The sequence below is a fragment of the Yoonia sp. genome, assembly GCF_017854415.1.
GTDB lineage: Bacteria > Pseudomonadota > Alphaproteobacteria > Rhodobacterales > Rhodobacteraceae > Yoonia.
The window spans coordinates 1-7,734 of the sequence record NZ_JAFMHR010000238.1; the positions used below are offsets into that span (position 1 = coordinate 1).

16 protein-coding genes and 1 pseudogene are annotated in these 7,734 nt (G+C 62.7%); 12 read left to right on the top strand and 5 right to left on the bottom strand.

All coding sequences use genetic code 11. The annotated features are described in order from the left end of the window. Positions 1 to 682: 682 nt before the first annotated feature. From QZ197_RS15925 to QZ197_RS15945, 5 genes are read left to right on the top strand one after another with little or no spacing between them, the layout of a single operon-like run. Positions 683 to 1,042, top strand: a complete 360-nt coding sequence (locus QZ197_RS15925; RefSeq protein ID WP_296433228.1) for a hypothetical protein — start codon at positions 683 to 685, stop codon at positions 1,040 to 1,042. After that, positions 1,039 to 1,680, top strand: a complete 642-nt coding sequence (locus QZ197_RS15930) for a hypothetical protein (protein ID WP_296433229.1) — start codon at positions 1,039 to 1,041, stop codon at positions 1,678 to 1,680. Before QZ197_RS15925 ends, QZ197_RS15930 begins: the two co-directional genes overlap by 4 nt. Continuing rightward, entirely contained in the window at positions 1,677 to 1,853 is a 177-nt protein-coding gene (locus QZ197_RS15935) for a hypothetical protein (protein ID WP_296433231.1), read from the top strand. The genes QZ197_RS15930 and QZ197_RS15935 overlap by 4 nt, the downstream gene beginning before the upstream one ends. Next, positions 1,853 to 2,311 carry a single-stranded DNA-binding protein gene (gene ssb, locus QZ197_RS15940; protein WP_296433251.1) on the top strand — a complete coding sequence of 153 codons (459 nt, stop codon included), beginning with the start codon at positions 1,853 to 1,855 and terminating at the stop codon, positions 2,309 to 2,311. Before QZ197_RS15935 ends, ssb begins: the two co-directional genes overlap by 1 nt. Next, entirely contained in the window at positions 2,311 to 2,544 is a 234-nt protein-coding gene (locus QZ197_RS15945) for a hypothetical protein (RefSeq protein WP_296433234.1), read from the top strand. Before ssb ends, QZ197_RS15945 begins: the two co-directional genes overlap by 1 nt. Positions 2,545 to 2,676: 132 nt before the next feature. Here QZ197_RS15945 and QZ197_RS15950 read toward each other — a convergent pair whose 3' ends face one another. The 4 genes from QZ197_RS15950 to QZ197_RS15965 are packed head-to-tail and all read right to left on the bottom strand — an operon-like array spanning position 2,677 to position 4,311. Continuing rightward, positions 2,677 to 3,534 (bottom strand): tyrosine-type recombinase/integrase, encoded by an 858-nt coding sequence (locus tag QZ197_RS15950; protein ID WP_296433236.1) that lies wholly within the window; start codon positions 3,532 to 3,534, stop codon positions 2,677 to 2,679. Positions 3,535 to 3,560: 26 nt separating this feature from the next. Further along, positions 3,561 to 3,941: a hypothetical protein gene (locus QZ197_RS15955; RefSeq protein WP_296433238.1), complete on the bottom strand. Its 381-nt coding sequence runs from the start codon at positions 3,939 to 3,941 to the stop codon at positions 3,561 to 3,563. Continuing rightward, entirely contained in the window at positions 3,938 to 4,189 is a 252-nt protein-coding gene (locus QZ197_RS15960) for a hypothetical protein (RefSeq protein ID WP_296433239.1), read from the bottom strand. Before QZ197_RS15960 ends, QZ197_RS15955 begins: the two co-directional genes overlap by 4 nt. Then, on the bottom strand, positions 4,186 to 4,311 hold the full coding sequence (locus QZ197_RS15965; protein WP_296433240.1) for a hypothetical protein: 126 nt from the start codon (positions 4,309 to 4,311) through the stop codon (positions 4,186 to 4,188). The genes QZ197_RS15960 and QZ197_RS15965 overlap by 4 nt, the downstream gene beginning before the upstream one ends. Positions 4,312 to 4,355: 44 nt before the next feature. Here QZ197_RS15965 and QZ197_RS15970 point away from each other — a divergent pair, with 44 nt between their 5' ends. Continuing rightward, complete coding sequence (locus tag QZ197_RS15970) at positions 4,356 to 4,640, top strand: hypothetical protein (RefSeq protein ID WP_296433241.1); 285 nt, start codon at positions 4,356 to 4,358, stop codon at positions 4,638 to 4,640. Here the strand turns inward: QZ197_RS15970 and QZ197_RS15975 are convergent. Further along, the gene (locus QZ197_RS15975; RefSeq protein WP_296433243.1) at positions 4,595 to 4,924 is read right to left on the bottom strand and encodes a helix-turn-helix transcriptional regulator; all 330 of its coding nucleotides are present in this window, start codon (positions 4,922 to 4,924) and stop codon (positions 4,595 to 4,597) included. The two genes, QZ197_RS15970 and QZ197_RS15975, sit on opposite strands and share 46 nt — an antisense overlap. A 150-nt stretch (positions 4,925 to 5,074) precedes the next feature. Between QZ197_RS15975 and QZ197_RS15980 the strand changes: the two genes are divergently transcribed. The 6 genes and pseudogenes from QZ197_RS15980 to QZ197_RS16005 form a co-directional block, all read left to right on the top strand. Next, positions 5,075 to 5,425, top strand: a complete 351-nt coding sequence (locus QZ197_RS15980; RefSeq protein WP_296433244.1) for a hypothetical protein — start codon at positions 5,075 to 5,077, stop codon at positions 5,423 to 5,425. After that, positions 5,418 to 5,621: a hypothetical protein gene (locus QZ197_RS15985; protein WP_296433245.1), complete on the top strand. Its 204-nt coding sequence runs from the start codon at positions 5,418 to 5,420 to the stop codon at positions 5,619 to 5,621. The genes QZ197_RS15980 and QZ197_RS15985 overlap by 8 nt, the downstream gene beginning before the upstream one ends. Next, positions 5,618 to 5,848: a hypothetical protein gene (locus QZ197_RS15990; protein WP_296433247.1), complete on the top strand. Its 231-nt coding sequence runs from the start codon at positions 5,618 to 5,620 to the stop codon at positions 5,846 to 5,848. Before QZ197_RS15985 ends, QZ197_RS15990 begins: the two co-directional genes overlap by 4 nt. Next, positions 5,845 to 6,240, top strand: coding sequence for a winged helix-turn-helix domain-containing protein (locus QZ197_RS15995; protein WP_296433248.1), 396 nt, complete (start codon positions 5,845 to 5,847; stop codon positions 6,238 to 6,240). The genes QZ197_RS15990 and QZ197_RS15995 overlap by 4 nt, the downstream gene beginning before the upstream one ends. Further along, a complete protein-coding gene (locus tag QZ197_RS16000) occupies positions 6,237 to 7,370 on the top strand; it encodes a hypothetical protein (RefSeq protein ID WP_296433250.1) in 1,134 nt (377 codons plus the stop codon). Before QZ197_RS15995 ends, QZ197_RS16000 begins: the two co-directional genes overlap by 4 nt. Continuing rightward, positions 7,363 to 7,734: pseudogene (locus QZ197_RS16005) on the top strand (hypothetical protein); the annotation flags it as partial. The gene QZ197_RS16000 and the pseudogene QZ197_RS16005, both read left to right, overlap by 8 nt.

A 7,734-nucleotide genomic window follows, 5' to 3' on the forward strand; every position in this document is an offset into this window, starting at 1 on the left:
CGATCCTGGTCGCACATGTGGGCCGGCTCGAGGGCGATCGGGCGGCGGTGGATTGTATTTTGAGCGTTGCCGAGGCGCGGGCGGCGGGCGGGCCTCGGCCGGCCTGCGCGCCGGATCTGGACCGGCCATAAAAAAAATGCCCAAGGCCGAGGCCTTGGGCAAGTCAGGGAGGATAGTACCAGGAATGTCCCCAATGGACAGGCCCAGTATGCCCATAATTTGAGGCATTGCAAACAATAAAGGGCGCGGCATTTTGGAACGGATCCGGAACAGGGTGCGCGGATTTTGCGCGGATTGCGCGGAATTTGTCGATTAAAACGGCGCAAAATGGTGGAAAACCAATGAAAACAGGGGCTTAACCTTTATGGCTAATTTTCAAAAAAAAGCATTGTAAACCATAGGCTTGCAAGGCATAACCGGCCGTGGAGACGTGGCCGAGTGGTCGAAGGCGCTCCCCTGCTAAGGGCCGCGCCAAACCCAAAAATCCCCCCAATATCAAGACCTTACATGCCGCGCGCCGAGAGGCTGCGCGGCTTTTGCGCGTTGGCGCTTTATCCTTGACTAATCAATGAGGCATTGCCCATTTAAACGTGCGGGGCCGATCCTGGCCGGCGCGTCAAAAAGGGAAACCCCAATGCGAAAACCCAAGCAAACAATCACAATCCAAACCGCCGATCCAAACATGTTTTACGGTTTGATCGAGGCGCTCGACGCCTGGGGCAAAGAACAGGCCGCCACGCAAGACGACAGCACGTGGGTGCTCGATCTGCGCGATGCCTGGCAGCAATTCCAGAAAAACGACAGTGTGGATTTTATCACGCGCGCGGGCTTCGGGGAATATCGGCCCGATGGCGATCCGCAAGAAACCCTAAACGCGCTGTTGAGCGCGGCCGGTGCGGCGCGCGATCCCAAAGAGGCGCTTTGGTATGCCAAGGCCGCCAAAATGTCGGTGGAATGTTTTTATGCGATTGAAATGATCCAGAAATCAAAGGCCGCGCGCCAGGCCCAGGGCGCGGCGGATCCGGCGGGGGATGCGGCATGATCGAGGGGCTGAAAAAAACCGGCGCAGTGCCGGCCGCGCGGGTGGTCTGCGATATGAAATGCGGGCGCGAGGAAGTGGTGCCTTGTTTCTATAAGGGCCGCGCCAAGCCCATGATCGGAGAGCCGGATCAAGGCCAGATCCATAAAAAAATGATCAGCATGGGGTGGTCACTGGTGAAAGGTGTCTTGCGCTGTCCGGCCTGCGAGGCCAAGCGCAAAGCGGCCCAGGCGGGCGAGACGGCCCAGGCGGCCCAGGCGGTGCCGGCCGATATTGCGCCCAGCAAAAAACAGCGGATCCAGATCATATCGATGCTGGCCGAGGTCTACGATCTGGACGCAGGGATGTATGCCGGCGGGGAAACGGATGAAACGGTCGCCGGCGCGCTCGAGATCGCGCCAGGCTATGTGGAGCAAGTGCGCGCCGCTGAATTTGGCCCCGCGGGCGGCAATGAGGACATTAAAGAGCTGCGCGCCGATCTCGAGGCCTTCAAAGGCGATGCGGCCGAGGCGCTCGAGGCGCTGGCGCGCCTGAATAGGGATCTGCGCGCGCGTATTGAGCGCGCCAGGGATCTTGCCGATCGCCTGGGCCGGATCGAGAAAGCCGTGGGCGCGCGGGTGATCAAGCGCGGCGCGCCATGACGCAAACGGTATTGACGCTTTTTTGGGCCTCAAAACTGGCCGAGCGCGATGCCGCTTTGCGCCTGGCCTGGGCGGCGCTGCGCCCAGGCGCGCAACAGATCGAGAAAAAAACCGCACAAGATGCGATCGCGGCGCTGTTGCGTGATCTGCAAACACACACAGAAAAGGACTAATTATGTCGAGCTTGAACCAAGTGGCGCTCATTGGGCATCTGGGGCGCGATCCCGAGATCCGGAGTTTTCAAACAGGGGGCAAAGTGGCAAACCTGTCGCTGGCCACCACAGAAAAATGGAAAGACAAAAATACCGGCCAGATGCAAGAGCGCACCGAATGGCACCGGATCGCGATCTTTGCCTCGGGCCTGGTCGATGTGGTCGATCGCTATGCCAAAAAGGGCGACAAAATATATATCCAGGGCCGGCTCGAAACGCGCAAATGGCAAGATCAAAGCGGGGCCGATCGCTATGCCACAGAGGTTGTTTTGCGCCCCTATGATAGCAAGTTGGTTTTGCTTGGATCTGGGGCCGGATCTGGGGGCGCTGCGGGCCAGGGCGGCGGATCCGGCCAGGGCCAGGGCCAGGGCGGCGGGGGTGCGCCGCGCCAAGATCTTGATGATGAAATCCCGTTTTGATGCGCGCGCAAGAGGGGCCGGCCAAAACCGGCAAGATCCAAGGGGCGGCGCGCGCCGGTGTGGCGCTTGGCGCGCAAAACCGGCGCGCGGTGCGGATGTTTCTGGCCGCGCATTTGGGCGCAAAAAAATCAGATGTGGCGCGGGCTTTGGGCCTGTCCACAATGGCCGCCGGCCGCCATGTGCGCGCGATCCGCGCAGAATGGGCGGATCGCGCGCAAAAAGGGGCTTTGTGATGCGGCTGAGACGCAAAAACCGGATCTTGGCGGTCTGGACCTGTTACCGCGCCTTGCGCGGGCTGGGCTGTTTTGGCCGCCTGGCCTGCGCGCGCATGGCGGCCTCTAATCTCTGGGCCAAATAGCGCGCGCCTATGTGACCAGGCGCAAAGGCGGCGCTTTGGCGCGCGCGTGATCGCCCAGGCCGGCGCGATCGCCCAGGGCGGTGAAATCCCAGCCCAGATCAAAGAGCTGGGCGGCCAGGTTGGCCGGTGCTATTTTGCGGTATCTTTGCGCCATGTCGGCTTTTTGCCAGCCGCCCAGATCAAGCAATCCGCCAAAGTCTTTTGTTTGCGCATAATACCAGGTTGCCCAGGTGTGGCGCAAAACATGCGGGGTCACATCGGGGCCGAGGCCTGCGGCCGCGCGCGCCTGGGCAAAAGCGGCCGAGATCTGGCCGCCGCCATTGGCGCGCAAGACATAAGGCGCGCCGCGCGGGGTGCGGCAAAGCGGCCCCAGATCCGGCAAGGGCTGCGCGCGCACAAGATCAAAGGCGCGGCGCGGCAAAGAGATCATCCGCGGATGGCCGTTTTTTGTATCGGGCAACCAGGCCTGGGCGGTCGCGGGATAAAAATCTTTCATATCGATCCCGAGGGCCTCGGAACAGCGACAGCCGCCGCCGAGCATAAACCCAAGGGCGGGCAAGATATGCGCCGGCGCGGCCGCGATCAGGGCCTCGGCCTCGGCGGGGGTGAGCCATCTTGTGCGGTGCGGATCGCCTTTGCGCCGCTTGAACCGGCGCGGATCTGCAAGGCCTTCTGCGGCGGCCATATTCACCACGGCCGAGATCGGGGTGATCAATTGGCGGTTGATGGTGGCATTTGCGGCCCCTGGATAAAGCGCGGCGGCGGCGGCATTGATTGCTGCATTGTCGATCGCGCCGAGCATGGCATCGGGGCCAAAATGTGCCAGGATCCGGCCCAGAAACCGGCTTTCGCCGCCGGCGTTCATATAGGCCAGGGCGGCCTCGGCAAAAGTTAGGGTGTTGGCTTTGCCAAAGGCGTGACGCTCGAGGATCTCGGCCTCTCGGCGGATCCGGATCGCTTCTGCCTGGGCTGCGATGCTTGTGCCAGTGCTTTCATGAATAGACTTTCCCGCGACGGATCCGCGCAAATACCAATTGCCGCGCGCGTGGCGGCGGTATCTTTTAAGCATTTGTTTTCCTCTCTGGTCAGGGCCGCGATCAGCGCGGCGGGGTGGTACAGGATCCGGATCCGGCCGCGCGCGCGCACAAAGGGCAGATCGCCTTGCGCGCGGAGCTGGTCGAGCATACGGCGCGAGGTCTGGATCCCGCGCGCCGCCAGATAGGCCAGGGCCTGATCGGTGGACAAATGGCGGTCAAAATCGGGGCCGATCATCGGTGCGCCTCGATCTGGGCCTCGATCTGGGCGCGCGCCTGCCTGCGCCAGTCTTTTGCCGCGCCAAAAAGGCCAGGGCCGATCCCGACAATGCCGCCAAAATGCAGGCTCGAGATCTGCATCGATCCCAAGGGTTGCTGATTGTGATCCTGGGCGATGTAGGATCCGCCGCGCCTGGTGATCAGATCGCGCAGATGCCGATCGCCGGCGCGGTCTTGCGCCAGGATCTCTTGCACCGCCGCGCTCATAGCACGGCCCAGACAAGACGGGCGGCCAGGCCCAGGGCGGCGGCCGCAATGGTGATCTTTGTGAGCTGATCCAAGAATGAAATGCCGCGATCGATCGCGCGGGTGTGGGGGGTCTTGTGCATCTTTGCCTCGCTTTGTTGCTGTTTTTGAGGCATTGCACACAAACATGGGCGGGGTCAACGAATTTGATGGATTGCAATTTTTTGGGTATTCCCGCTACAAGGGAAAGGCGCGGCGCAACAATGTGGCGCGCAGCACAAGAGGCAATGGCAGTATGACAAGGCGGCAAACACAGATCTGGGCAATTCACAAAGCAACGGCGGATCTGGGCGAGGCGGATCTGGCCGTGCTTTGCGATCGGCTCGAGGCGCTGATCGCTGCGCCTGATCTGGGCGCGCCGCGCGCTCACTCGGCGGCGGCGGCCGCCTCGGCGGCCAGGGCCAAGGCCTGATCGATCTTGTGATCGGGCATTTGCTCGAGGATCCGGTGCAGGCGCAAACGCGCCTCGCTCATGCCGTCGGGCTTGTGCAACAGATTGATCGGGATGTTGAGGGCCGCGCAAACATTCAACATATTTGAATACGAGAGCGTGGTCCGGCCGGTGACAAATTGTGACACGGCATTGCGTGACAAATGCGCGGCCTCGGCCACGCGGGCAAAACTGGTCTCTTGCATGGCGACAGCGATGCGCAAATTTTTGCGCGCCGTGATCAGGTTTTGATCTGTTTTTGGCATTTTCCTGGGCCTTTTGGGTTTGGGGGGCGATCCCGTATATAGGCATTGCGGGGGATTCTAACCTTTATCACATATATGTGTGCGCGTCTTTGATTTAAAGCGCAGGCAAAAACAGGCATCGATAAAAAGATATTTACAGCGCACACAATCTTGTGCGACATACAGGAACGCCTAGCGGATCTGGACAAAACGGATCCGAAAAAAAACGAGGATCTGAGCAATATGCAGCACAATACACTCCCGCCAGGCCGCGCCGTGGTGCCGGATAATGAGAGCTTTCGCGCCTGGACGCGCGCCAGCCTGCGCCGCCTGGGCCTGTCGCCTTCATCTTACGGTCCCGAGCTGGGCCTGGGCAAAAACACGATCGGGCTGTTTCTCAATTCGTCCTATCGGGGCGTCTCTTTGGGGATCGCCGCTTTGCTGGCGGATGATCTGCAAAAGCGCGCCGCCGCCAAAGGCATCGATCTCGATCCCCTGGCGCGGGGGGGTGAGCATGGCTGATCTGGTACAGGGATTGCCGCCCAAACTGCGCCGCCGCCTCGAGGGCCTGGCGATCGCGGAAAATGTGCCGGCCGAGGCGCTGATGATCGAATTTGTCGCGGCATATCTGCGGCTCTTTGACGATGCGCCGGATGTTTTGCCGCGCAATCCCATGGGCGGGATTGCGGCCTCGGCGCGCAAGAGGGCCGCGCTATGAGCGCGGGCGAGGCCTGGTTTGGGGAAGTGTCGCGGCGCAAGATGGCGCGCCGGATCTTGAACCCGCGGCACCCGCAAACGCCGCTGCATCTGCGCCGGATCTGCGGGGTCTGCGCGCATTTTGATGGCACCTTGCGCAAGGGCGGCCAGGTGGATTGCCTGAAATTGAAAATCAAGGTGCGCGCGCCGCATGGTGCTGCGGATTGCGCGCAATGGGTGCGCAAATGAGCGGCCTGGTGCGCCAGGTGCGCGCGCAGCCCAAGGCCGATCAGCTCGATCACGCGCTCGAGATCCTGCGCGCCTTTCTCGATCCCCTGCCGGAATTTTATGATCGCCTGGCCGATCGCGGTCTGCATATGTCGGCCAGCGATGCCAGGATCCTCAACTTGCTCGATCGCCGGCGCGGGGCCTTTGTGGATCCCGAGGCTTTGCTGGCCGCCGCCATGGGCGCGCGGCCGGTCGAGACCTGGCCGGATGTGGGCACAATCCCCACGCGGATCTCGGCGCTGCGCGGGATCCTGCGCCGCGCGCGCCTGCCGGTTCAAATTGTGAGCTGGCGCGGGGTTGGCTACCGGCTCGAGGCCCCTTGCGGGTTTTCTTTCCAGGATCGCGCGCGATGAATTTTGCCGATGATCGCCTCATGCGCGCCAAACAAATCCCCATGCGCGAGGTGGCCGACAGGCTCGGGTTGAGCTTGACGCGGATCACGGCCCAGGAATGGGCCGGCCCCTGCCCAGGCTGCGGCGATGGCGGCAAGGGCAAACGGGCCGATCGCTTTGCAATAAATACCGCGCGCGGGGTCTTTAACTGTCGCAAATGCGGGGCCGCCGGCGATCAGGTGGCGCTTGTCTCTCTGGCGCTTGGGGTCGCGTTTAAACCGGCGCTGGCGCATTTAATGGGGGAGCGCGAGGCGATCCCCGATCCCGCCGCGCAGGAACAACGCCGCCGCCAGGCCGCCGCGCAAGAAAAACGCCGCGCCGAGGTCGAGGCCCAAATGCGCGCGCGCGCCATTCGAGACGCGCGCGAGATCTGGACGGCGGCCGAGGGCCAGGATCTGCGGCCGGCGCAAGACTATCTAGCGGGGCGCGGGATCCGCTTTGCCGCCTGGCCGCCAACATTGCGCTGCCTGGCGGCGGCCCCTTACACGCGCAAGATCGGCGGATCTCTTAAGACATTTCACACAGGGCCTTGCCTGGTCGCGGCGGTGCAGGATGGCGCAGGCCGGATCCGCGCGGTTCATCGGACCTGGATCGATCCCGCGCGCCCAGGATCAAAGGCGCAGATCTTTGATGATCAAGGCCAGGCCTTGCCGGCCAAACTGGTGCGCGGCTCAAAAAAAGGCGGCGCGATCCGCCTCACGCCTGCGCCGCCGGCTTTTGGCGTCCTGATCATGGGCGAGGGGATCGAGACCACGGCAAGCGCGCTGGTGTTGGGCGCGGTGCCAGGGGCCGCGTATTGGGCGGGCGTGGATCTGGGCAATATGTCGGGCCGGATGATCAAAACGCCAGGCGCGCGCTATTCCGGCCAGCCGGATCTCGAGGATCTCGAGGCCTTTGTGCCGCCGCGCGATCTGTCGCGGCTGATCTTTTTGATGGACGGCGACAGCGATCCCGCCGCCACGCGCGCGCGGCTTTTGTCGGGTCTGCGCCGCGCATGTGTGCAAACGCCAGGGCTGCGCGCCGAGATCGTCGCGGCCCCAGGCGGGCGCGATTTCAACGATATTTTAACAGGAGAGGCAAACCATGAATGAACCACAACGCACCGCCGCGCCATCCCGCGGGCCGCGCACAACGCCGCCAGGCGTGATCGATCTTTTATCAGGGGGCGAATTTAACTTTCTGGATCCGCGCGCCTCACTCTTTACCGCCGAGGATGTGGCGCGGGGTCTGAGCCATATTTGCCGGTTTACGGGGCACGTCGATCGGTTTTATTCGGTGGCCGAACATTCGGTGCATTGCTCTTATCTGGTGCCGGATCACCTGGCCTTGACGGCGCTTTGCCATGACGCGGCTGAGGCCTTCCTGGGCGATGTATCTGCGCCGCTCAAGGCGCTTTTGCCAGATTACAAGGCGCTCGAGGAACGCGCCGAGGCGGTGGTCTTGCCGCGCCTGGGC

Bases quoted from the DNA above. Each gene is read 5' to 3' on its own strand.
- QZ197_RS16000 (WP_296433250.1), top strand. From the start codon at position 6,237: ATGAATTTTGCCGATGATCGCCTCATGCGCGCCAAACAAATCCCCATG.
- QZ197_RS15995 (WP_296433248.1), top strand. From the start codon at position 5,845: ATGAGCGGCCTGGTGCGCCAGGTGCGCGCGCAGCCCAAGGCCGATCAG.
- QZ197_RS15945 (WP_296433234.1), top strand. From the start codon at position 2,311: ATGCGCGCGCAAGAGGGGCCGGCCAAAACCGGCAAGATCCAAGGGGCG.
- QZ197_RS15960 (WP_296433239.1), bottom strand. From the start codon at position 4,189: ATGAGCGCGGCGGTGCAAGAGATCCTGGCGCAAGACCGCGCCGGCGAT.
- QZ197_RS15925 (WP_296433228.1), top strand. From the start codon at position 683: ATGTTTTACGGTTTGATCGAGGCGCTCGACGCCTGGGGCAAAGAACAG.
- QZ197_RS15990 (WP_296433247.1), top strand. From the start codon at position 5,618: ATGAGCGCGGGCGAGGCCTGGTTTGGGGAAGTGTCGCGGCGCAAGATG.
- QZ197_RS15955 (WP_296433238.1), bottom strand. From the start codon at position 3,941: ATGATCGGCCCCGATTTTGACCGCCATTTGTCCACCGATCAGGCCCTG.
- QZ197_RS15950 (WP_296433236.1), bottom strand. From the start codon at position 3,534: ATGAACGCCGGCGGCGAAAGCCGGTTTCTGGGCCGGATCCTGGCACAT.
- QZ197_RS15965 (WP_296433240.1), bottom strand. From the start codon at position 4,311: ATGCACAAGACCCCCCACACCCGCGCGATCGATCGCGGCATTTCATTC.
- QZ197_RS15975 (WP_296433243.1), bottom strand. From the start codon at position 4,924: ATGCCAAAAACAGATCAAAACCTGATCACGGCGCGCAAAAATTTGCGC.
- QZ197_RS15970 (WP_296433241.1), top strand. From the start codon at position 4,356: ATGGGCGGGGTCAACGAATTTGATGGATTGCAATTTTTTGGGTATTCC.
- QZ197_RS15930 (WP_296433229.1), top strand. From the start codon at position 1,039: ATGATCGAGGGGCTGAAAAAAACCGGCGCAGTGCCGGCCGCGCGGGTG.
- QZ197_RS15985 (WP_296433245.1), top strand. From the start codon at position 5,418: ATGGCTGATCTGGTACAGGGATTGCCGCCCAAACTGCGCCGCCGCCTC.
- QZ197_RS15935 (WP_296433231.1), top strand. From the start codon at position 1,677: ATGACGCAAACGGTATTGACGCTTTTTTGGGCCTCAAAACTGGCCGAG.